Source organism: Streptomyces sp. HUAS ZL42 (assembly GCF_040782645.1).
Taxonomy (GTDB): Bacteria; Actinomycetota; Actinomycetes; order Streptomycetales; family Streptomycetaceae; genus Streptomyces.
The window spans coordinates 8,936,939-8,958,439 of record NZ_CP160403.1; the positions used below are offsets into that span (position 1 = coordinate 8,936,939).

Sequence of the window (21,501 nt, forward strand, 5' to 3'; positions counted from 1 at the left end):
GGATTCACGGCTTTCGCCGCGGCGGCCGGCCGGAGGGGGCTCAGCCCGTCTTGTGTCCCCACTTCGGCCCCACCAGGTCCCACTGCCTGCCCCACTCGTCGATCCGCCGACGGTCGAGCCGCCAGCGCGCGACGGCACCGACGCCGACCACCACGCCGGTGGCGGCGAGGGCCGCGGCCGCGCCCAGCACGGCGGCCTCCCAGGCAGCCGCCGTGGTGCTCGGGGGCTGGGTGCTGAGCTCGCCCCGGGCGTCCAGCCAGACCGTGACTTCGGTACCGGCCCGCTGCCCGGCGTCCACCAGGGTCCGGCCCGTACGGGTGGAGCCGTCGGGCGCTGTCCAGTGGACCTGCGCCGACATCCGTTCGGTCCCCCTGCCGGCCCCCGCGGTGGGGGTCGGGACGTCGGCCACGACCACCGCCTCGCTGGCGTGGCGCTCGGCCCGCTGACGAACGAACACGTCATTGGCCGCGTGGGCCGTCACGAAGCCGGCGAGCGTTCCTCCCACCGCGACGACTGCCCACACCGCGAGCACGATCCATGCCTCGATGACGTCGTCGCGCCGCCGCAGCGGATTGCTCCGCCACCGCCACAGACGGTTCTTCCTGCTGCTGGTGCCGCCCATCGGTCCGCCCCTTCCCTTCCTCGTCCTCTGCTTCCTCTTCGTCGTCACGGCCATGACGGTGACAGTCCGGAGGCGGTCGTGGTATGGGCCGACCAGACGGATCCGGGGGGACCGATCGGGGTCGAATCGGCGGTGGACATGGGCCGTTCAGCCCTGACCGGGGCGTCGTCGGCGGGTGCCGTCAGGCGGCCGCGAGCGTCTCGGGCGGGCAGGCGTGGATCTCGAAGACGCCCGCGAGGCCGGTGTGCCGCAGGATGCGCAGGAAGTTCGGGCTGTCCGCGATCAGACGCAGTCGGCCTCCCCTGGCCGTGGTGCGGTTGCGTGCGCGGCACAGCACCCGCAGCCCGGCGCAGTCGATGAACGACACGGCACGCAGGTCGAGCACCAGATCGGGGTGCGGACCGGCGGTCAGCTCGTCCAGGCGGGCCGACAGGGGCGGCTCCGAGAGGAGGTCGATCTCGCCGCGCAGTTCCACGACGGTGGCTCCGCCGACGAGGCGTTCCGTGTGGCCCTGCGCGCACAGCGTGTGGGTGTTGGCCATGGTCACAGACAACTGGTCGGGCCGGGGCGCACGGAAGGGCCGTTCGGCCCAGCGGCGCCGATCCTCCAGGGCCGACCGGACCCGCACGCCGGGAACGGCCCGTCCGGCCGGCTTCGGGGACCGACCGGCCCAAGCGTCGACCAACGGAATCAGGACAAACTGGATCTATTGAGCAACGCGGGCGTCGCGCCGGCGTCCGGTGGCGCCGGGTTCCGGCCCGGGTCAGGGACCGAAGGAGGAAGGATCCTCATGAAGGGCTACGTCTTCCACGGCCCGGGCCAGTCGTCCTGGGAGGAAGTCCCGGACCCGGGCATCAAGGAGCCGACCGACGCGATCGTGCGCGTCGACGCGGTCACCATCTGCGGAACGGACCTGCACATCCTCAAGGGCGACGTGCCCGAGGTGCGCCCCGGCACGGTGCTCGGGCACGAGGCGGTCGGCGAGGTCATGGAGACCGGCGCCGACGTGCGCACCGTACGGCCAGGAGACCGGGTCCTGGTCTCCTGCATCACCGCGTGCGGCCGCTGCCCCTACTGCCGTGCGGCCATGTACGGCCAGTGCCGGGGCGGCGGAGGCTGGATCCTCGGCCACCTGATCGACGGCACACAGGCCGAGTACGTCCGCGTGCCGTACGCCGACCTCTCCGTGCACGCGCTGCCCGGCACGCTGGAGGCCGGCGACGCCGTCCTGCTGGCGGACATCTTTCCGACGGCCTATGAGGTGGGCGTCCTCAACGGGCAGGTATGCCCCGGCGACACCGTGGCCGTCGTCGGAGCCGGCCCCATCGGGCTGGCCGCGATCGCCACGGCCCGGCTCTTCACGCCCGAACGGATCGTCGCCGTCGATCTGGCCCCGGCACGCCTGGAGGCGGCCAGGCAACTCGGCGCGGACGCCGTCGCGGATCCCCGCGAAGCACCGGAGGAGCTGATCGCCGACCTCACGGACGGACTCGGCGCCGACGTGGTCGTCGAGGCGGTCGGCGTGCCGGAGAGCTTCGAGCTGTGCACCCGTATGGTCCGCCCCGGTGGTCACGTGGCCAACGTCGGAGTGCACGGCAGACCGGCGACTCTGCACCTGGAAGACCTGTGGATCAAGAACGTGACCATCACCACCGGCCTGGTCGACACCCGCTCCACACCCACCCTGCTGCGTATGGCCGCCGCCGATCGGCTCCCGCTCTCTTCGCTGGTCACACACACGTTCCCGCTGGAGCGCATGGAGGAGGCATACGACGTCTTCGCCCGGGCCGCCGACACCGGCGCGCTCAAGGTCGTGCTGGGCGGGCAGTCGCACGAGGAGGTCGCCGTTCGGGCGGCCTGACGAGAGGAAGTGACCGGTCATGGCCGAACGGGTCGCGCCGAACACGGTGGAAGGGTCGCCCGTCGGCGACCTCGGGCGACGTCTCGCCCTGCGGCGCACACAGCTCGGACTCACCCTGAGGGAGACGGCCAACCGGGCCGGTGTGGCCCCCAGCTACCTCCGGTACCTGGAGGAGCACCCCGGCGCCGCACCCGGCACGGGTGTCCTGCTCCGGCTGGCCGGCGTCCTGGGCACCACCGTCACCGAGCTCACCGGCGGCAACGCCGATCTGCCGTCCGGCCTGGGACGGGCGGCCCGCCGTCCCGTGTTCACCGAGCTGGACGCGCAGGAGTGCCGGGCCCTGCTCGCGACAGCCGGAGTGGGACGCCTCGCGGTGTCCACCGACGACGGTCCCGTCGTCCTCCCGGTCAACTACAGCGTCGTCGACGGCGTGATCGTGTTCCGGACCGAGCCCGGCTCGACAATGGCTCTGGCGTCCGGCAAGCGCGTGGCCTTCGAGGTCGACCGCATCGACGACGCGTTCAGCCGGGGATGGAGCGTGCTCGTACGAGGAGACGCGTGGACCGTGTCGGACCCCGACGCCGCACGCCTGCTGACGGAGCGTGCGTACAGCGAGCCCTGGGCCGGCGGACATCGCGACCTGTGGATGCGCATCGATCCGCACGGCATCACCGGACGCCGGATCACGAACTGAAAGGGGCTCTCGTCCGGAGTGTCGGGACGCATGGCCCTTGGGCCCGCGCCCTCGCCCGGCGAAGGATGGACTCGTCCCGCACACCGCCGCACCCGCCGAGGGACGGACAGGTCATGTACTCCAACGACGGATTCCGCGAACTCGAACGACCGGAGTGCCTGCGTCTCCTGGCGAAGACGCCGGTCGGCCGGATAGTCCACACCCGGCAGGCTCTGCCCGCGGTGCTGCCGGTCAACTTCCGCCTGGACGCCGACGGGTCGGTGGTGCTGTGTACCTCGGCGGCCTCCGAGCTGGTGCGTGCCGTCGACGGCGCAGTGGTCGCCTTCGAGGCCGACGACGTCGACGCCGTCGCGCACTCCGGCTGGAGCGTCGTCGTCACCGGCCCGGCCACCGTCGTGACCGATCCCGCCGAACACCGGCGGCTGGTCCGCACCGGCCCGCGCTCCTGGGTGCCCTCGCCACACGAGGTCTTCGTCCGCATCGAGGCCGCACTGGTGACGGGACGTGAACTCGTCGGCGGCCGCACCCTGTACGGGGTCGACCTCTCGGCCTGAACCTTCCGTTCCCGCCCGGTCGGCACCGGGACCGTGCGGCCCCCCGGCAATGGGCCGTACGGCGTGCCGACGGGTTCCGGCGGCCCAGTGCCCGTGGCGCCCGCGGCGGGCAGCATCGTCCGAGGAGTCGCTGCGGGACCCGCACGCGCCGACCGGCGGCGCACCCCGGCTCCCGTGCCCCGGGAGGAGCCGGGCACGCAAGAGAGGGGAGACAGGCCATGACCGAGCAGCAAGTGGTCGTCGGAGTGGACGGTTCGCTCGTCGCCGTGCGGGCGCTGGACTGGGCCGCGGACGAGGCCGCGCGGCGCGCCGCCGAACTGCGCGTCGTGTACGCCGTGCCCGACTGCGACGAGGCCGCACCGGTACTGGCCGAGGCCGCCGCACGCGTCGGCGAGCGGCACCCCGGTCTGCCGGTCGACACCCGGGCGGTCCGCGGCGGCGCCGTCAAGGCCCTCGCCCGGGAGAGCGAGGACGCGGCGCTCACCGTCGTGGGCACCCGGGGATTCGGCGCCGTCGGCAGCCTGCTGGCCGGCTCGGTGAGCCTGCGACTGGCGGCGCACGTACGCAGCCCGCTGCTGGTCGTCCGCGGGGACCACCCGTGCGACGAGGGCCGCCGGGTCCTGCTCGGACTGGAGAGCGACGCCGACGCGGACGCCGCCGCCTACGCCTTCCGGGAGGCGGAGCGGCGCGGTGTGCGGCTGGACGTCCTGCACTCCCGGATCCACCGGCACACCACCCCCGAGCTGCCCTCGCTGGTGCCCGCCACCAGCCCCGGCCAGGAGCGCGAGGCGCAGGACGATCGGGCGGAGGAGGCCGTGCCGCGCTTCTCCCTCGCCCGGCTGCAGGCGGAGCATCCCGAGGTCGGCGTCGAGGCCCGCACGGTGCGCACCGGTCCCGCACACGCGCTGCTGGAGGCCACGCGTGAGGCCGCCGTCGTGGTGATCGGCGTGCACCGTCGCACCCGGCTCGGTCCGCACCTCGGCCCCGTCGTCCACACCCTCCTGCACCGCTCCCACTGCCCCGTGGCGCTGGTGCCCACGGCCGGATGACCGCCGTCCGGCCGACTTCGCTCGGCCGGATGGGCCGGTCGGCCCTGTCGGGTACCCGGCGGAAGGGGGAGGGTGGGGAGGTACGGACCGGAACGCACCTCCGACGAACCCCCGATCCGGAAGGGAACCCGTGATGTCCGTCGACACGCAGCAGGCGTCCGCCCCGCTCACCGACGACGAGCTGAGGACGCTGGACGCCCACTGGCGCGCCGCGAACTACCTGTCCGTCGGCCAGATCTACCTCATGGCCAACCCCCTGCTGACCGAGCCGCTGCGCCCCGAGCACGTCAAACCGCGGCTGCTCGGCCACTGGGGGACCTCGCCCGGGCTCAACCTCGTGTACACCCACCTCAACCGCGTCATCAAGGCCCGCGACCTCGACTCCCTGTGCATCTGGGGCCCCGGGCACGGCGGTCCCGCGGTGGTGGCGGGCTCCTGGCTGGAGGGCTCGTACACCGAGACGTACCCCGACATCACGCGGGACGCGGCCGGGATGGAACGGCTGTTCAAGCAGTTCTCGTTCCCCGGCGGCGTCCCCAGCCACGTGGCGCCCGAGACACCCGGCTCCATCCACGAGGGCGGCGAACTGGGCTACGCCCTCTCCCACGCCTACGGCGCCGCCCTGGACAACCCCGGTCTGGTGGTGACCTGCGTCGTCGGCGACGGCGAGGCGGAGACCGGCCCGCTGGCCGCCTCCTGGCACTCCAACAAGTTCCTCGACCCCGTCCACGACGGCGCCGTCCTGCCCGTCCTGCATCTCAACGGCTACAAGATCGCCAACCCGACGGTCCTGTCCCGGCTCCCCGAGTCCGAACTCGACGCCCTGCTGCGGGGATACGGCCACGACCCGATCCATGTCACCGGTGACGACCCGGCCGTCGTACACCATGCGATGGCGCAGGCCATGGACACCGCACTGGACCGCATCGCCGCCTTCCAGCGGGCCGCACGCGAGGACGGCGCGACCGAGCGCCCCCGCTGGCCCATGATCGTGCTGCGCACCCCCAAGGGCTGGACCGGCCCGGCCGAGGTCGACGGCCTGCCCGTGGAGGGCACCTGGCGTTCCCACCAGGTCCCGCTGGCCGCCGTCCGGGACAACCCCGACCACCTGCGGCAACTGGAGGCCTGGCTGCGCTCGTACCGCCCGGAGGAGCTGTTCGACGAGTACGGCGCCCCGCGCCCCGACGTCCTGGCCTGCGTCCCCGACGGACCCCGCAGGCTCGGCGCCACCCCGCACGCCAACGGCGGACTCCTGAGGCGCGAACTGCCCCTGCCGCCGCTCGAGTCGTACGCCGTTCCCGTGGACAAACCCGGTATGACCCTGCACGAACCCACCCGCGTCCTCGGCGAGTTGCTCCGGCACGTCATGGCAGCCACCGCCGAGCGGCGTGACTTCCGCCTCGTCGGACCGGACGAGACCGCGTCCAACCGCCTGCAGGCCGTCTTCGACGCCAGCGGCAAGGCCTGGCAGGCACAGACCCTCCAGGTGGACGAGCACCTCGACCGGCACGGCCGGGTGATGGAGATCCTGTCCGAACACACCTGCCAGGGCTGGCTGGAGGGCTATCTGCTCACCGGTCGGCACGGGCTGTTCTCGTGCTACGAGGCCTTCGTGCACATCGTCGACTCGATGGTGAACCAGCACATCAAATGGCTGCGCGTCACCCGGAACCTGCCCTGGCGCGCGCCCATCGCCTCCCTCAACTACCTGCTGACCTCGCACGTGTGGCGTCAGGACCACAACGGCTTCTCCCACCAGGACCCCGGCTTCGTCGACCACATCCTCAACAAGAGCCCCGAAGCCGTACGGGTCTACCTGCCACCGGACGCCAACACCCTGCTGTCGGTGGCGGACCACGCCCTGCGCAGCCGCGACTACGTCAACGTGATCGTGGCCGGAAAACAGCCCTGCTTCGACTGGCTGACGATGGACCAGGCACGCGTCCACTGCGCACGCGGCGCCGGCATCTGGGAGTGGGCCGGCAGCGAGGACGGCACGCGCGAACCCGATGTGGTGCTCGCCTGCGCGGGCGACGTCCCCACCCAGGAGATACTGGCCGCCGCACAACTGCTGCGCCGGCATCTGCCCGAACTGTCGGTGCGCGTGGTGAACGTCGTCGACATCGCCCGGCTGATGCCGCGCGAGGAACACCCGCACGGCATGAGCGACTTCGAGTTCGACGGCCTGTTCACAGCCGACCGGCCCGTGATCTTCGCCTACCACGGCTACCCGTGGCTGATCCACCGCCTGGCCTACCGCCGCACCGGCCACAAGAACCTGCATGTGCGCGGCTACAAGGAGATCGGGACCACGACCACGCCGTTCGACATGGTCGTCCGCAACGACCTCGACCGCTACCGCCTGGTCATGGACGTCGTGGACCGCGTCCCGGGTCTCGCGGTGCGCGCGGCGGCCGTACGACAGCGGATGGAGGACGCCCGGCAGCGCCATCACGACTGGATCCGCGTCCACGGCATCGACATGCCGGAGGTCGCCGACTGGGCGTGGGACGGATGACGGGTACGTCCGCACGGTGAGCCGGGCCAGGGCGCACGGACGGGGGCTCACGGCGCAGGGGAAGGAGCAGGAGGCCCGCGTTCGTGCGCCCTGGCAGACCGCTCACGCGACGGGCACCATCCCGGGAAACCGCTCGGGCCGCGCAACCGGGTGTCGCGGTACGAGCCCGCGTCCAGAGCCCTGGGAGGCCGCTGTGTCCCGACCCTGCATCGCCCTGATCGCCGACCCCACGTCGCCCGAAGGCTGCCGCGAGTACCTGGCGCAGGCCGTGGAACTGCTCACCGGCGCGCCGCCGGTGCGGATCGACTCCCGGTGCTTCGGGGCCGGGGGCACCGGACGCGGTGTCCGCGACGGAGGCCGCTTACGGCTGCAAGTCCCGGAAGAAGGACTGGACTTGGTGCCCGACGTAGTCGTGCTCTACGAGATCCCGCCGCACCGTCGACACGAACTCGCCGCCCTCCAGCGCCTCCTGGAACGCCACGAGGTGGTGACCCTCGGCACCGGACCGGAGGCCTGGCGTACGGCGACGGAGAAGAACCTCACCGTCGAACGCCTCGCCCGCGACGGCGTCGCCCAGATGGAGACCGCCGTCCTGTCCCGGCCGAGCCCGCGCGAGGCTGCCGCCGCCTTCGACCGGCTCGGACGGGACACCTGGGCCCGGCCCGTCATCGGTACGGGAGGCGACGAGACCTTCCACGTCACCGGCGAAGCCCAACTCGCGGACGCTGCCGTGTTCTACGCGCAGCGGGGAACCGACTGGCTGCTCTCCCGCGACGCGGGGAACATGACCCCGGAGGGCCACCGCCACCAGTTCCGGGTCTTCGTCCTGGGCGGCCGTGTCGTGCACGCCCGCGAACACGTGCAGCCCGCGACCGACATCCCGTGCAACACCTGCCGGGGTGCCACCCCCTTCCACATCGCCCCCGAGGACCTGCCGGTGCGCCTCGCCGAGCTCGCCGTGGCCGCCACCGCCTCCGTCGGACTGCCCTGGGCCGGCGTCGATCTCGCCATCGAGAACGGCGGCGTCGTGTTCGAGGTCAACGTCCAGCCCGCCTTCGTCGAAGGCGAACTCGAGACCGTGGCCGTCCCGTACATCCAGGCACACCTGGACGCCCTGGCCGCGGTTCGTCACGGCAACCGCACGGCCCTGCCACCGGCACGGGCGGCCCTTGGGCGCGGGAGCGAGATCTCTTCCCGGTGACGACGGAGCCCACGCCCGGTACGGAAGGTGATGCGGGGCCGATCGTCGGCACATGAGGACCGGTCGGCCCTCCTGCCGCGCCCGGCCGGGACGCCAGAGTGGGGCCCACATCCCCCGAGGAGGCTCTTCATGTCGCGCAATGTCACCGTCGGCCTGGACGGTTCGCCCGAGAGCACGGCCGCCGCCGAGTGGGCCGCCCGCGAGGCCGCCCTGCTGGAGGTCCCGCTGCGTCTCGTGCACGCCGGCGACCTACCCCCGCACGACTACGTGCCGTTCGCCGGCGAGGCCGTACCGCCGCCCGGCGCGGACCGGGCGGCACACCTGCTCCGAGACATGGCGGCCTCCCTCGCCCATCGCCATCCCGGCCTGCGCGTCACCTCGGAGCGGCTCCCCGGGCATGCCGCGGCCGCCCTGACGGAAGCCGCGCAGGAGGCGGAGGTACTGGTGCTGGGATCCCGCGGCCTGGGCCGGGCAGCGGGATACCTGCTCGGCTCCGTGGCGTCCGCCGTGGTGGCGCGGGCGGGGCGGCCGGTGGTTCTCGTCCGTGCCGACGCCGGGGAGGCGGACGAACACCGGCCGGACGCGCTCGGGACCACTTCCGGGGCGACCCCGTACCGCGACGTCGTCCTCGGCCTCGCACTGGACGAACGGCCCGCCGACGCCGTCCTCGAGTTCGCCTTCGCGGCCGCCGCGCGCCGCTCGGCGGCCCTGCGGATCGTGTACGGCCTGCAACCGGGCGGGAAGGCCGGCAACCCGGACCGACCTGCGGTGCGGGAGGAGGAGGCGATGGCCGGCGCGCTGCGCCCGTGGCGGGACAAGTTTCCCGGCGTCGAGGTGATCGAGGAGGCAGTGATCGGAACGGCCGGCTCGCACCTCGTGGACGCCTCCCACGACGCCTCACTCGTCGTCGTCGGCCGTACGAACCGCGCCGTGCCCGTCGGCCCCCACGTCGGCCCGGTAGCCCATCAGGTGCTCCACGGCGCCGCGGCACCCGTCGCGGTGGTGCCGCACGACTGACCGGCCCCGCCGCCGGCCCCTCCGATCAGGTGCCGGCGGCGGCCAGCCGGATGCCCGTGACCAGGTCGGGACGGATGCGGACCGCGTAGTCCATGGTCCGGTCCATCCAGGGCCGCAGCAGGGTCTGGTAGCGGGCCAGCTCGTCCTTGTCCGTGACCAGACGGGCGTAGCCGGTGACCACCACGCTCCAGCCGAGGTGGGTGTCCGGATCGATGGCGTCGGCCTCGTACGCGACGACGACGCCCTGGTCGCCGGTGCCGCGGGTGCGTGCGGTCAGGGCCGCGCCCTCGTGGGTGCGGATGACGATGTCGCCGTTGTCCAGGACATGGTTGACCGGGCGGATGGTCGGCAGCGCGTGCCGGGTGAAGACGATCCTCCCGAAGGAGACGCTGCCCAGCAGCCGCAATGCCTCCAGGCTGTCGAGTTCGATGCTCCGGCGTGGTCCGGCTTGCAACGGCTGGGCTTTGTCGAGGGCCATGGCGGGTTTCCGTACCTGGTCTTGGCGGCTGCGGTCTGCGATCAGATCATTCGAACTGTGGCGGGATCGGTCCCGCTAGGGCCGTTCGGCCCCTGGTCCACAGCCGGCTGTCCCTCCGCCCCGGCGTCGCCCACGCGGACGGTGAGCCCGTTGACCACGCCGACCACCCCTTCGACCTGCCATGTCGACCACACCGCCGTGGCGATGTCGCCGAGGCTCTCCACCCGCCCCGTCAGCGTGACCATGCCGTCCCGGACACGGACCTCGACGGCACCGGGCGGCAGGGCGAGGGCGCGCACCAGAACCTCGGCGATCACCTCCGCCCGGATGGCCCCGTCGGTGCGGAGGAAGACCCGCAGCAGGTCGCGGCGTGTGGCGATGCCGATGAGGCGGTCCTCCTCGTCCACCACGGGCAGCCGCTCGACGCCGTGCCGCTCCATGACCCGGGCGGCGTCCGCCACGGGCTGTTCCGGGTGCACGGTGATCGCGGGCGTCGACATCAGATCGCCGGCCGTGGCACCGCGGCCCTGCTGCCCGCCCTCCCGCCTCGCCTGCGCGCGCACGAGATCGGTTCCGGAGACCACCCCGACGACCTTGTCGTCGTGGTCGACCACCGGCAGTCCGCTGATCCGGTGCCGGTCCAGCAGCCGGACGAGGTTCTTGAACGGCGTCGTGCGCCGGGCGTGGACGACCTCGCGGGTCATCACCTCGCCCACGGTGCGGGAGTACACGGCGTCCTCCTCCTTCACGTTCAGCGCGGACGATCGTTCTCAGGACCGCCGCGCCACGGGGGTGGCGTGGCCGACCTGCGGGCCGCCTCTCCACGGTGCAGGACGCGTTCAATCTGGTTGCGAAGCCGGTCCTGCAGCCGGTCGGCGAGCTCGTGTGCGCTCGCCTCGCGGGCGTGTACGAGCACCAGATCGCTGCCCACCCTGATCTCGCCGCCCGCGGACCACGGCCGTTCGGCGCGATGCGCCGCCGCCCGGGAGATCCGCACCTCGCCGCCGACGGCCGGGAGGCCCGGCCGGTCGAGGGCCGCGTTCACCTTGGCCCGGACGTAGGCGAGTTCCTCCTCGTCCACGTCGCCCTCCGCGCGTACCCGCACGAGGGCCGTCGTGCCGTCGTGCGCCCCGGTGTTCCTGGGTGTCATGTGCTCCACTCCTTGGATCGTTCGTCGGCGCATTCAGAGTGGCGTGCGGGCCGTGGCCCGCCCAGGGGCCGCCCGGCCCCTGGACCCGGGCCGCGGGTCCCCCGTCACGCGCCGCCGGGGCCGGTGCTGTGGTGAAGAGCTGCGAGTCGGAGCCGACGGGCGGGCCCTGGGCCTTCGGCCCGCGAATGCGCTGGTACGACAGAGTGGGGGTGCACCGACCGGCTGCTCGGCCGCACCGAGCAACGTCGCCGCGCGGCTGCCGCGCGGCAGCCGCCCGGCTGAGCGGCACGACCTCTCACCTGGCAACAGCCGACGTGCTGATCCCTTATCCTCCCCTGCCCCGGACCGTTACGGTGGCACATGACCGCTACGGTCGGCTGTCGCCATGGGGAGAGCTGGAGGAACAGGTGGAAAGCTCCGAGGCCGGGGAGGCTCGCGTGCGGCTGCCGCAGCTGAGGCTGGACGAGTTGCTGGAGGAGCTGCAGGCCCGGCTGGACGCGGCGCGCGGCACGCGTGACCGGGTGCACAGTCTGCTGGAGGCGGTGCTCTCGGTCGGGCGCGAGCTCGACCTGGAGCAGGCGCTTCGGAGCATCGTGGAGGCCGCGGCGGTGCTCGTCGACGCCGAGTACGCCGCGCTCGGTGTGATCGGGCCCGACGGCAAACGGCTGTCTGCGTTCCACACCGTGGGCGTCACCGACGAGCAGATCGCCAGGATCGGCCCCTACCCGGAGGGGCACGGCATCCTGGGGGAGCTCATCAGCCATCCGGAGCCGCTGCGGCTCGGGAAGATCTCCCAGCACCCCGCCTCGTACGGCTTCCCGCCCCACCATCCGCCGATGAACACCTTCCTCGGTGTCCCGATCCGGGTGCGGGAGCAGGTTTTCGGCAACCTGTACCTGACGGAGAAGCGGGGCGGGGTCCAGTTCGACGAGGACGACGAGTCGGTGTTGTCGACGCTGGCCGTGGCGGCCGGCGTCGCCATCGACAACGCCCGCCTTTACGAGGAGTCCCGGCTGCGCGAGCGCTGGCTGCGGGCGAACGCGGAGATCACCCACAGCCTGATGTCCGGAGCCGAGCAGGCCGAGGTCCTAGGCATGATCGCGGAGCAGGCCCGGGAGATCTCCGGTGCGGCCCTCGCGGTGGTGGCGATGCCCATGGAGGACGTCGACTCGCTCGCTGTGGAACTCGCGGTCGGATCGGAGGCCGAGACACTCCGGGGAATGGTGCTGCCGATCGACGGCAGCCTGATCGGGCAGGCCTTCTCCACCGCCGCCCCCCTCACGAGCCCGGACGTGTCCCACGACGAGCGTGTGTCGTCCGGACCCCCACGGTTCACCGGACTCGGGCCGGCCGTGGCCGTCCCCATCGGATCGGGTGCCGACGGGGTGCGAGGCGTCGTCCTGCTGGTTCGCGAGAGCGGCCGGACGCCGTTCACCGAGAAGGAGATCGAACCGCTGCAGGGCTTCGCCGCGCAGGCCGCGATCGCCATGGAACTGGCCGAACACCGCAGGGACGCCGAGGAGATCGCGGTGCTCAAGGACCGCGACCGCATCGCCCGTGATCTGCACGACCTGGCGATCCAGCGGCTGTTCGCCACGGGCATGACTCTGCAGAGCGCGGGGCGCTTCATCGAGCACACGGAGGCTTCCGAACGCGTCGTGCGGGCGGTGGACGACCTCGACGAAACCATCAAGATCATCAGGTCGACGATCTTCGGTCTCCGATCCCGGGAGGGCGGCAGCGGATCGGGACTTCGGGCACGCGTCGTACGGGTGGTCGGAGAGGCGGCGCCGGTGCTGGGCTTCGCCCCCAGCGTCCGCATGGAGGGCCTGGTCGACACCGACGTCCCACGGGAGACCGCCGACCACGTGGTGGCGGTGCTCTCCGAGGCCCTGACCAACATCGCCCGGCACGCCCGCGCCGACCGCGCCGACGTGGTCCTGGGGACCGACGGACGCGAAGTGCGGCTGACGATCGCCGACAACGGCGTGGGCATCCCGGCAAAGGGCCGCCGCAGCGGCCTGCGCAACATGACAGAGCGGGCCGAACAGCTGGGTGGAGAGCTGGAGTTGAACTGTCCGGAGGGCGGGGGTACCACGTTGGTGTGGCGGGTGCCGGTGGGGGAGCGGTAGGGAGCGAGCAGGAACACCCCTTCTGATCCCGACCGTCCTGGGCCCCGGACCGAAGCTTTGGCCTGCCTGACCGGCAGCGCCACGAGCGGGACCGTCGCCGCACCCCTCTTCGTCGGCCGACCTTTGGTGGCTGTCCCCGGGCCGCGGCCGGCGCGGGTCCGGTTCGCCACGGCAGCCTGCGGATCCGTGCGGCTGTCGAACGCTGTCGTGAGGCCCGGGAGACGGTCCGTCACCGGAAGGGACCGCGGGTCGGCGGCGGCCGTTGTGGCCGCCGGTCCGGACGATGTCCTGCAGCTGTGGGTCGCGCTCTGCCCCGGGCCGCGGTCGGCGCGGGCCTGGTTCGCCACGGCAGCCTGCGGATCCGTGCGGTCGGCGAACCCTGTCGCGAGGCCCGGGAGACGGTCCGTCACCGGAAGGGACCGCGGGTCGGCGGCGGCCGTTGTGGCCGCCGGTCCGGACGATGTCCTGCAGCTGTGGGTCGCGCCCTGCCCCGGGCCGCGGTCGGCGCGGGTCCGGTTCGCCATGGCAGCCTGCGGATGCGTGCGGTCGGCGAACGCTGTCGCGAGGCCCGGGAGACGGTCCGTCACCGGAAGGGACCGCGGGTCGGCGGCGGCCGTTGTGGCCGCCGGTCCGGACGATGTCCTGCAGCTGTGGGTCGCGCCCTGCGCCCGGCCGTCGGCTTGTTCCGAGCGCTCGCGATCATCCACGTGCGCATGACCCGCCCGCGACTGTGCATGCGGCGGACAGGGACTCCACATACGCGACCGGCCTCGTCCCCAAAGGGGGCCGAGTGGCCGGCTCTTACGTCCGGGCGGCCCATCGCCCGGCCCCCTCCGCCGGACGACGCTGAAAGGTGGGCGGGGCGGGCGGCCATGCCTCGGTGGGGACCCAACAGACCCTTGCACGGGGGCCCTTCGGCCTCTGCGCCCGCACCGGCGCGCAGGTGAGGCTGGTGTGGCCGACCCGGCAGAACGGCACGTGGGAGGTGCCATGGACGCTTCGACCCTCGTCGCGGACTCCGCGCGGCGCGCCGCCCACGAACGGTTCGTCACCTCGCCCGGACCGCCCCCGGCCGTACGGAGTCTTGTGGCCGACTCGTGGCGGCGCTGCAAGACGTGCGGCGTGCGCCCGGACGGCAGCCTGCTCGCGCCGTTGCACGGGACCCCTGAAGCGCTGGACGACCATCGGCGCGCCCATCCACTCGCCGCCGTGCTGCCGCTGTTCCGCGAACTGCTCGGTGCCGGCGCCGCCGACGACGGACACCTGTTCGCCGTCGGCGACGTGGACGGCACCCTGCTGTGGGTCGAGGGGGACACCGAGGCGCTGAGACGGGCCGAACGGATGCACTTCACCGCCGGAGCCGTGTGGTCCGAGCGACAGGCCGGCACCAACGCCCCCGGCACCGCACTGCAGTTGGGTCGTGCCGTGCAGATCGTGACGGGCGAGCACTACAGTGCCGCCGTTCACGGGTGGTCCTGCGCCGCCGCTCCGGTGCGCGATCCCGCGACCCGGCGCGTGCTCGGCGTGGTCGACCTGTCCGGCGGTGCCACCATCGCCACGCCTCCCGCCCTGGCCGCGGTGCGTGCCGCTGCCCTGGCCGCCGAGGCGCTGCTCGCCCGTATGCCGTCCTTGCCTCTCCTCGGCCCCGACGGGTACGGGCGCCACAGCGGGGAGGAGCCCCCGGCCGAAGCTCGTCTGTGGGCACTGGGCCGGGACGGCGCCCTGCTGGAATGCGCCGGCCGAGTTCACCACCTCAGCCCGCGGCACAGCGAGATCGTGCTGGCGCTCGCCCTGGAGGGCCGGGGCGTGACCGGCGACCGGCTCGCGGTCGACCTGTGGGAACGTGAGGTGCCCGCCTCGACGCTGCGCGCCGAGATGACTCGGCTGCGCGCCGTGCTGGGACCCGACCTGCTCGGCTCCCGTCCGTACGCGCTGCTGCGCCCCGTGCGGACCGACTTCGACGACGTGTCCCTCCTGCTGGCCGAAGGCCGGGTCGGTGAGGCCCTCGCCCGCTACCCCGGCCCGCTGCTGCCGCGCTCCGAGGCGCCGGTCGTCATGGAGCACCGTCGCTCCCTGGAACAGCAGTTGCGCGGGGCCGTCCTCGCCAGCGGTGACGCCGGGCTGCTGCGCCGCTGGGTCGAAGCGACCTGGGGTGCCGACGACCTCTCCGCGTGGGCGGCGCTGGCCCGCACCCTCCCCGGCGGCTCGCCGCAACGTGCTGCCGCCGCCGCCCGGGCCCGCGCCCTGGACCTCGACACCGCTCCGATTCCCCGGCTCCGGCGGCATGCAGCGGTGTTGCAGCGTTCCCACTCCTAGCTTCTGAACATCACCACGGTCGTCGTGACCGGAAAGGGGACGATCATGAAGTACGAGCCTCCGGGCAAGCCGGGCAGCCCCGTGGACGTCGCGCCCCGGTACGAGAACTTCATCGGCGGCAAGTGGGAGGCACCCACCACGGGCCAGTACACGCCCAACCTGTGCCCCGCAACCGCCAAGCCCATCTGCGAGATCCCGAAGTCCGGAGCCGAGGACATCGAACTCGCCCTCGACGCCGCCCACGCCGCCAAGGAGGCGTGGGGCGAGGCCACCACGGCCCAGCGGGCCGCGGTCCTGAACAAGATGGCCGATGCCATCGACGCCCACCGCGAGGAACTCGCCGTCGCCGAGAGCTGGGAGAACGGCAAGCCGGTCCGCGAGACCCTGGCCGCGGACATCCCGCTCGCCGCCGACCACTTCCGCTACTTCGCGGCCGCGATCCGCGCCGAGGAGAGCCAGATCACCGAGATCGACAAGGAGACCATCGCCTACCACTTCCACGAGCCGCTGGGCGTGGTCGGACAGATCATCCCGTTCAACTTCCCGCTGCTGATGGCCGCGTGGAAGCTCGCCCCCGCGCTGGCCGCGGGCAACGCCACGGTGATCAAGCCCGCCTCGCCGACCCCGTGGTCGATCCTGAAGCTGATGGAGGTCGTCGGCGACATCGTGCCGCCGGGCGTCCTCAACGTCGTCAACGGCCCCGGCGCCGAGATCGGCAAGGCGCTCGCCACCAACAAGCGCATCGCCAAGGTCGCTTTCACCGGCGAGACCACCACCGGCCGTCTGATCATGCAGTACGCGTCCCAGAACATCATCCCCGTCACGCTGGAGCTGGGCGGCAAGTCGCCGAACATCTTCTTCAACGACGTGGCCGCCGCCGACGACGACTTCCTGAACAAGGCGGTCGAGGGACTCGTCCTGTACGCGTTCAACAAGGGCGAGGTCTGCACCTGCCCCTCGCGCGCCCTGATCCAGGAGGACATCTACGAGGAGTTCATGGGCCGCTGCCTGGAGCGGATCCGCGCCATCAAGCAGGGCGACCCGCTCGACACCGCGACCATGATCGGTCCCCAGGTGTCCAGGCAGCAGGTCGAGAAGATCGCCTCGTACGTCGACATAGGCGTCAAGGAGGGCGCCGAACTGCTGGTCGGCGGCCACCGGCCCACGCTCGACGGAGAGTTCGCGGACGGCTTCTTCTACGAGCCGACCGTCCTCAAGGGCCACAACAAGATGCGGGTCTTCCAGGAGGAGATCTTCGGACCCGTCCTCGCGGTCACCACGTTCAAGGACGAGGCCGAGGCTCTCGAGATCGCCAACGACACGCTGTACGGCCTCGGCGCCGGCGTGTGGAGCCGCAACGGCGCCCTCGCCTACCGCATGGGCCGCGCCATCAAGGCCGGCCGGGTCTGGACGAACTGCTACCACCAGTACCCCGCGGGTGCCGCGTTCGGTGGCTACAAGGTCTCCGGCATCGGCCGCGAGACGCACAAGATGATGCTCGAGCACTACAGCCAGACGAAGAACCTCCTGGTCAGCTACGGCACCAAGCCGCTCGGGCTGTTCTAGGAGGAGGCAGCGACATGCCCGCGAAGGTCCACAACGGCACCGTCGGGCGCGTCACCGCCACCCGTGCGGCGCGCAAGGCGATCGCGGCCCTGCGCGCCGCCCACGGCGGACCGGTGATGTTCGTCCAGTCCGGCGGCTGCTGCGACGGCAGTGACCCGATGTGCTTCCCGGGCGGCGAATTCGCCCTGGGGGAGGGCGACATGCTGGTCGGCGTCGTGGACGGCTGCACCTTCCACATGAACGCCGACCAGTACGAGGCCCTCGGCCGCCCGTTGCTCGTCCTGGACGTCGAGCCGGGCACACCGGGCGGTTTCTCCCTCGCAGCCGGGGACGGGCTGCATTTCGTGACCCGCGTCAAGGAACCCCGGCGCAACGCCTGTTGAGGAGCAGATCATGAAGGCAGCAGTCGTCACCGACTTCGGCAAGCCCCTGGAGATCCAGGACCTCCCCGTCCCCGAGCCCGGCCCCGGCCAGGTGCTCGTCCGGATGGAGGCCTCCGGGCTCTGCCACACCGACATCCACGCCGCCCACGGCGACTGGCCGGTCAAGCCGAACCCGCCGTTCATCCCCGGCCACGAGGGCATCGGCGCCGTGCAGGCCGTCGGCGCCGGCGTCTCCCAGGACCTGCTCGGCAAGCGGGTCGCCATCCCGTGGCTCGGCTCGTCCTGCGGCACCTGCCGCTACTGCGTCTCCGGCTGGGAGACCCTGTGCGAGACCCAGGTCAACTCCGGTTACTCTGTGGACGGTTGCTACGCCGAGTACACCGTCGCGAACGCGGGCGCGGTCGTTCCGGTCCCCGTCGGCGTGTCGTCCTTCGACGCGGCGCCGCTGACCTGCGCGGGCGTCACCACGTACAAGGCGATCAAGGTCGCGCGCGTGGTCCCGGCCGAACGGGTCGCCGTCTTCGGTGTCGGCGGTCTGGGCCACCTGGCGCTGCAGTACGCGCGTCTGGTCGGCGGCCTGGTCACCGCCGTCGACCTCGAACCGGACAAGCTGGGCCTGGCCCACCGGCTCGGCGCGGACCAGATCGTCAACGCCCGTACCCACGACCCGGTCGAGGAGATCAAGAAGGCCGGCGGCGCGGACGTGGCCGTCGTGCTGGCCGCCGCGCCCCGGGCGTTCGAACAGGCCTTCCAGTGCCTGAACCGGGGCGGACGCCTGGTCATGGTCGCCATGCCCGCCGACAACGCGGCCATCAAGGTGCCGATCTTCGAGACCGTGGTCTTCGGGATCTCCGTCATCGGCTCCATCGTCGGCACCCGCCAGGACCTGGCCGAGGTGTTCGCGCTGCACGCGGCCGGACGCACCCAGGTCATCGCCGAACCCCGGCGCCTGGACCAGGTCAACGACTCCTTCGACGAGGTCCTCGGCGGACGGGCCGAGGCACGGCTCGTGTTCGAGTTCTGAGGCCCGCTCCACATCGGGCCACAGGGAGAGGCAGCAGATCATGGCAACCGTCACCGTAGCCGCGGTACGGGAGCGGGCGCCCGGCGAACGCCGGGTCGCCCTCGTCCCCGAGGCCGTCACCCTCCTGCGCCGGGCCGGGATCGAGGTCCTGGTCGAGACCGGCGCGGGCTCCGGCGCCTGGTTCACCGACGCCGACTACACCGCCGCCGGGGCGAGTGTCGTGTCCCCGGACGAACTGTACGCACGGGCCGACGCCGTACTCTGCGTCGGGCCGCCCGACGAGGAGACCGCGACCGCGCTGCGCTCCGGGCAGAGCCTGATCGGCCTGCTCGAACCGCTCCGCCACCCCGCCCTGGCACAGGACCTGTACCGGCGGGGGGTGCACATGGTGAGCCTCGATCTGCTGCCCCGCACTCTCAGCCGCGCCCAGTCCATGGACGCGCTGACCTCCCAGGCCAACGTCGCCGGTTACAAGGCGGCTCTGCTGGCCGCGGAGTCCTACGACCGCTTCTTCCCGATGCTGACCACCGCGGCGGGCACCATGCGCCCGGCGCAGGTCCTCGTCCTCGGCGCCGGAGTGGCCGGGTTGCAGGCGATCGCCACCGCCCGCCGCCTCGGCGCCGTCGTCACGGCGTACGACGTACGCCCCGAGTCACGAGGGGAGGTGGAGTCGCTGGGCGCCCGGTTCCTCGATGTCCAGAGCCCGCCGGACGAGGAACCGGGCACCGAACGGGGCGGCTACGCCAGGGAGTTGACCGGAGAGGAGCAGCAGGCCCAGCGGGCCGCGCTCGACACGCACACCGCCGGCTCCGACGTCGTGATCACCACGGCCCAGGTGCCGGGACGCAGGCCGCCGCTGCTGGTGACCGCGGCCGTGCTGGAGCGGATGAGGCCCGGCTCGGTCGTCGTCGACCTCGCCGCGAGCGAACTCGGCGGCAACGTCGAGGGATCCGAGCCCGACAAGACCACCGTCCTGGACAACGGCGTCACCCTGATCGGAGCCGGACGCCTGCCGTCCGCCATGGCGACCGCGGCGTCCACCGCCTACGCCCGCAACCTCGTCGCCCTGCTGCGCCACCTGGTGCGCGACGGCGAACTCGTCCTCGACCCGGCCGACGAGATCACGGCCGCCCTCACGGGAGGAGGCGCATCATGAACAACGTCGATCTCCTCACCGCGATCACCGTCTTCGTGCTGAGCGTGCTGGTCGGCGTCGAGGTCATCAGCAAGGTCCCGGCGACCCTGCACACCCCGCTGATGTCCGGCTCGAACTCGGTGCACGGCATCGTCGTCATCGGCGCCATGCTGATCGCTGCCGAGTCGCACACCTGGCTCGGCTACGTCCTGGCCTTCACGGCCATGGTGTTCGGGGCGATGAACGTCGTCGGCGGATACGTCGTCACCGACCGGATGCTGGAGATGTTCAAGGCCAGGCCGGCCGCCGAGAAGAAGCAGAAGGCCGAGGTGTGACCGCCATGGACACCGTGTCCAACACCGTCCACTACATCTTCCTGGCAGCGGCCGCCTGCTTCGTACTGGGCCTGCATCTGATGAACCACCCGCGCACGGCCCGCCGCGGCAACACCCTCTCCGCCGCCGCCATGACCGGCGCGATCGCCGCCACCGTGTGGCTCGTCGCCGACGAGGGCGTGATCAGCCGCACCGGCTGGCTCGTCCTCGCCTCGGGCGGCCTCGTCGGCGCGGCGCTCGGCCTGTGGGCGGCGCGCGAGGTGCAGATGACCGCCATGCCCCAACTGGTCAGCCTCTTCAACGCCGTCGGGGGTGGCGCGGCCGCGCTCATCGCGGTCAACGACCTGCTCCAGGCGGAGGATCCGGCGGGACTGGGCGCACGGGTCTCCCTGCCCGGGGCGCTGGACATCGTCATCGGCGCGGTCACCTTCTCCGGATCCCTGGTCGCCGCCGGCAAGCTCCAGGGCGTCGTGTCCGGCGCGCCCGTCGTGTTCCCGGGGGCGCGGCTGCTCAACGTGCTGCTGCCGGCGTCCTTCGCCGCCGGCACGGTCTGGCTCGTGCTGGCACCGGACTCCCGTACGGCGCTGTACGGGCTCGTGGCCGTCGCGCTGCTGTTCGGCGTGACCATGGTGCTGCCCATCGGCGGCGCCGACATGCCGGTCGTCATCGCCCTGCTGAACGCCTTCACCGGGTCGGCGGTCGCGATGGCCGGCTTCGTCCTCGACGAGACCGCGCTCATCATCGCCGGCATGCTCGTCAGCTCCTCGGGCGGCATCCTGACGAAGCTGATGGCCGACGCCATGAACCGGTCCATCGCCAACATCGTCGTCGGCGGCTTCGGCACCGGCGACAGCGCCCCCGCGGCAACCGGATCGGCCGCTCCGGCCCAGGTGCGGCCGGTCTCCGCGGACGACGTCGCCGTCCAGCTGGCGTACGCGAGCAAGGTCGTCTTCGTCCCGGGATACGGCCTCGCCGCCGCCCAGGCGCAGCACGAACTCGGCGACCTGGCCAAGCTGCTGACCGACCACGGCATCGACGTCTGCTACGCGGTCCACCCGGTCGCGGGCCGGATGCCCGGCCACATGAACGTGCTCCTGGCCGAGGCCAACGTGCCGTACACGCAGCTGAAGGAGATGGACGAGATCAACCCGGAGTTCCCGCAGGCCGACGTCGCCCTGGTGATCGGCGCCAACGACGTCACCAACCCGATCGCACGCCGCCCCGGAAACGCGATCTCCGGTATGCCGATCCTGGACGTCGACAAGGCGAAGAGCGTCGTGGTCATCAAGCGTTCGATGGGCCACGGCTACGCCGGCATCGACAACGAGCTCTACACCGATCCCAAGACCGGGATGTTCTTCACCGACGCCAAGAAGGGACTGAGCGAACTGAAGGCGGCCGTCGGCGAGTTCGTCGGCTGACGCGCACGTGGTGGGGCCCCGCCGAAGAAGGCGGGGCCCCACCAC

Annotated in this window: 20 protein-coding genes; 15 read left to right on the forward strand and 5 right to left on the reverse strand. The window is 72.3% G+C overall.

From position 1 onward, the window contains the following. Window positions 1-40 precede the first annotated feature (40 nt). Together ABZO29_RS40825 and ABZO29_RS40830 are read right to left on the reverse strand one after the other, a co-directional pair. Window positions 41-622 (reverse strand): hypothetical protein, encoded by a 582-nt coding sequence (locus ABZO29_RS40825; protein WP_367325244.1) that lies wholly within the window; start codon window positions 620-622, stop codon window positions 41-43. A 181-nt stretch (window positions 623-803) separates the two neighbouring features. Next, window positions 804-1,163 carry an STAS domain-containing protein gene (locus tag ABZO29_RS40830; RefSeq protein WP_367325245.1) on the reverse strand — a complete coding sequence of 120 codons (360 nt, stop codon included), beginning with the start codon at window positions 1,161-1,163 and terminating at the stop codon, window positions 804-806. 249 nt (window positions 1,164-1,412) lie between these two features. On the opposite strand from ABZO29_RS40830, the gene ABZO29_RS40835 reads away from it, so the two are divergent. From ABZO29_RS40835 to ABZO29_RS40865, 7 genes are all read left to right on the forward strand, one after another. After that, window positions 1,413-2,483 carry a zinc-dependent alcohol dehydrogenase family protein gene (locus ABZO29_RS40835; RefSeq protein WP_367325246.1) on the forward strand — a complete coding sequence of 357 codons (1,071 nt, stop codon included), beginning with the start codon at window positions 1,413-1,415 and terminating at the stop codon, window positions 2,481-2,483. 19 nt (window positions 2,484-2,502) lie between these two features. Beyond that, entirely contained in the window at window positions 2,503-3,177 is a 675-nt protein-coding gene (locus ABZO29_RS40840) for a helix-turn-helix domain-containing protein (protein WP_367325247.1), read from the forward strand. A gap of 113 nt (window positions 3,178-3,290) precedes the next feature. Beyond that, window positions 3,291-3,731: a pyridoxamine 5'-phosphate oxidase family protein gene (locus ABZO29_RS40845; protein WP_367325248.1), complete on the forward strand. Its 441-nt coding sequence runs from the start codon at window positions 3,291-3,293 to the stop codon at window positions 3,729-3,731. Window positions 3,732-3,949: 218 nt separating this feature from the next. After that, the gene (locus ABZO29_RS40850) at window positions 3,950-4,780 is read left to right on the forward strand and encodes a universal stress protein (RefSeq protein ID WP_367325249.1); all 831 of its coding nucleotides are present in this window, start codon (window positions 3,950-3,952) and stop codon (window positions 4,778-4,780) included. Between the two features lie 133 nt (window positions 4,781-4,913). Then, window positions 4,914-7,298 carry a phosphoketolase gene (locus tag ABZO29_RS40855; protein ID WP_367325250.1) on the forward strand — a complete coding sequence of 795 codons (2,385 nt, stop codon included), beginning with the start codon at window positions 4,914-4,916 and terminating at the stop codon, window positions 7,296-7,298. Between the two features lie 193 nt (window positions 7,299-7,491). Further along, entirely contained in the window at window positions 7,492-8,499 is a 1,008-nt protein-coding gene (locus ABZO29_RS40860) for a RimK family alpha-L-glutamate ligase (protein ID WP_367325251.1), read from the forward strand. Between the two features lie 129 nt (window positions 8,500-8,628). Beyond that, complete coding sequence (locus tag ABZO29_RS40865) at window positions 8,629-9,516, forward strand: universal stress protein (protein WP_367325252.1); 888 nt, start codon at window positions 8,629-8,631, stop codon at window positions 9,514-9,516. A 25-nt stretch (window positions 9,517-9,541) separates the two neighbouring features. Here ABZO29_RS40865 and ABZO29_RS40870 read toward each other — a convergent pair whose 3' ends face one another. From ABZO29_RS40870 to ABZO29_RS40880, 3 genes are read right to left on the reverse strand one after another with little or no spacing between them, the layout of a single operon-like run. Beyond that, window positions 9,542-9,994 carry a pyridoxamine 5'-phosphate oxidase family protein gene (locus ABZO29_RS40870; RefSeq protein WP_367325253.1) on the reverse strand — a complete coding sequence of 151 codons (453 nt, stop codon included), beginning with the start codon at window positions 9,992-9,994 and terminating at the stop codon, window positions 9,542-9,544. A 41-nt stretch (window positions 9,995-10,035) separates the two neighbouring features. Beyond that, window positions 10,036-10,725, reverse strand: coding sequence for a CBS domain-containing protein (locus ABZO29_RS40875; protein ID WP_367325254.1), 690 nt, complete (start codon window positions 10,723-10,725; stop codon window positions 10,036-10,038). A 20-nt stretch (window positions 10,726-10,745) separates the two neighbouring features. Beyond that, window positions 10,746-11,144: a hypothetical protein gene (locus ABZO29_RS40880; RefSeq protein ID WP_367325255.1), complete on the reverse strand. Its 399-nt coding sequence runs from the start codon at window positions 11,142-11,144 to the stop codon at window positions 10,746-10,748. Between the two features lie 407 nt (window positions 11,145-11,551). Here ABZO29_RS40880 and ABZO29_RS40885 point away from each other — a divergent pair, with 407 nt between their 5' ends. From ABZO29_RS40885 to ABZO29_RS40920, 8 genes are all read left to right on the forward strand, one after another. Then, a complete protein-coding gene (locus ABZO29_RS40885; RefSeq protein ID WP_367325256.1) occupies window positions 11,552-13,276 on the forward strand; it encodes a GAF domain-containing protein in 1,725 nt (574 codons plus the stop codon). Window positions 13,277-14,266: 990 nt separating this feature from the next. Next, window positions 14,267-15,592: a transcriptional regulator gene (locus ABZO29_RS40890; RefSeq protein WP_367325257.1), complete on the forward strand. Its 1,326-nt coding sequence runs from the start codon at window positions 14,267-14,269 to the stop codon at window positions 15,590-15,592. Between the two features lie 42 nt (window positions 15,593-15,634). Next, window positions 15,635-17,158 (forward strand): aldehyde dehydrogenase family protein, encoded by a 1,524-nt coding sequence (locus tag ABZO29_RS40895; protein WP_367326378.1) that lies wholly within the window; start codon window positions 15,635-15,637, stop codon window positions 17,156-17,158. Between the two features lie 14 nt (window positions 17,159-17,172). After that, window positions 17,173-17,541 (forward strand): DUF779 domain-containing protein, encoded by a 369-nt coding sequence (locus ABZO29_RS40900; protein WP_367325258.1) that lies wholly within the window; start codon window positions 17,173-17,175, stop codon window positions 17,539-17,541. A gap of 10 nt (window positions 17,542-17,551) precedes the next feature. Beyond that, entirely contained in the window at window positions 17,552-18,565 is a 1,014-nt protein-coding gene (locus ABZO29_RS40905; protein WP_367325259.1) for a zinc-dependent alcohol dehydrogenase, read from the forward strand. A gap of 40 nt (window positions 18,566-18,605) precedes the next feature. Continuing rightward, window positions 18,606-19,721 (forward strand): NAD(P) transhydrogenase subunit alpha, encoded by a 1,116-nt coding sequence (locus tag ABZO29_RS40910; RefSeq protein WP_367325260.1) that lies wholly within the window; start codon window positions 18,606-18,608, stop codon window positions 19,719-19,721. Next, complete coding sequence (locus ABZO29_RS40915) at window positions 19,718-20,035, forward strand: NAD(P) transhydrogenase subunit alpha (protein ID WP_367325261.1); 318 nt, start codon at window positions 19,718-19,720, stop codon at window positions 20,033-20,035. The genes ABZO29_RS40910 and ABZO29_RS40915 overlap by 4 nt, the downstream gene beginning before the upstream one ends. 5 nt (window positions 20,036-20,040) lie before the next feature. Beyond that, window positions 20,041-21,456 (forward strand): NAD(P)(+) transhydrogenase (Re/Si-specific) subunit beta, encoded by a 1,416-nt coding sequence (locus ABZO29_RS40920; protein WP_367325262.1) that lies wholly within the window; start codon window positions 20,041-20,043, stop codon window positions 21,454-21,456. The last annotated feature ends 45 nt before the right edge of the window (window positions 21,457-21,501 follow it).

Bases quoted from the DNA above. Each gene is read 5' to 3' on its own strand.
- ABZO29_RS40825 (WP_367325244.1), bottom strand. From the start codon at position 622: ATGGGCGGCACCAGCAGCAGGAAGAACCGTCTGTGGCGGTGGCGGAGC.
- ABZO29_RS40830 (WP_367325245.1), bottom strand. From the start codon at position 1,163: ATGGCCAACACCCACACGCTGTGCGCGCAGGGCCACACGGAACGCCTC.
- ABZO29_RS40835 (WP_367325246.1), top strand. From the start codon at position 1,413: ATGAAGGGCTACGTCTTCCACGGCCCGGGCCAGTCGTCCTGGGAGGAA.
- ABZO29_RS40840 (WP_367325247.1), top strand. From the start codon at position 2,503: ATGGCCGAACGGGTCGCGCCGAACACGGTGGAAGGGTCGCCCGTCGGC.
- ABZO29_RS40845 (WP_367325248.1), top strand. From the start codon at position 3,291: ATGTACTCCAACGACGGATTCCGCGAACTCGAACGACCGGAGTGCCTG.
- ABZO29_RS40850 (WP_367325249.1), top strand. From the start codon at position 3,950: ATGACCGAGCAGCAAGTGGTCGTCGGAGTGGACGGTTCGCTCGTCGCC.
- ABZO29_RS40855 (WP_367325250.1), top strand. From the start codon at position 4,914: ATGTCCGTCGACACGCAGCAGGCGTCCGCCCCGCTCACCGACGACGAG.
- ABZO29_RS40865 (WP_367325252.1), top strand. From the start codon at position 8,629: ATGTCGCGCAATGTCACCGTCGGCCTGGACGGTTCGCCCGAGAGCACG.
- ABZO29_RS40870 (WP_367325253.1), bottom strand. From the start codon at position 9,994: ATGGCCCTCGACAAAGCCCAGCCGTTGCAAGCCGGACCACGCCGGAGC.
- ABZO29_RS40880 (WP_367325255.1), bottom strand. From the start codon at position 11,144: ATGACACCCAGGAACACCGGGGCGCACGACGGCACGACGGCCCTCGTG.
- ABZO29_RS40890 (WP_367325257.1), top strand. From the start codon at position 14,267: ATGGACGCTTCGACCCTCGTCGCGGACTCCGCGCGGCGCGCCGCCCAC.
- ABZO29_RS40900 (WP_367325258.1), top strand. From the start codon at position 17,173: ATGCCCGCGAAGGTCCACAACGGCACCGTCGGGCGCGTCACCGCCACC.
- ABZO29_RS40905 (WP_367325259.1), top strand. From the start codon at position 17,552: ATGAAGGCAGCAGTCGTCACCGACTTCGGCAAGCCCCTGGAGATCCAG.
- ABZO29_RS40910 (WP_367325260.1), top strand. From the start codon at position 18,606: ATGGCAACCGTCACCGTAGCCGCGGTACGGGAGCGGGCGCCCGGCGAA.
- ABZO29_RS40915 (WP_367325261.1), top strand. From the start codon at position 19,718: ATGAACAACGTCGATCTCCTCACCGCGATCACCGTCTTCGTGCTGAGC.
- ABZO29_RS40920 (WP_367325262.1), top strand. From the start codon at position 20,041: ATGGACACCGTGTCCAACACCGTCCACTACATCTTCCTGGCAGCGGCC.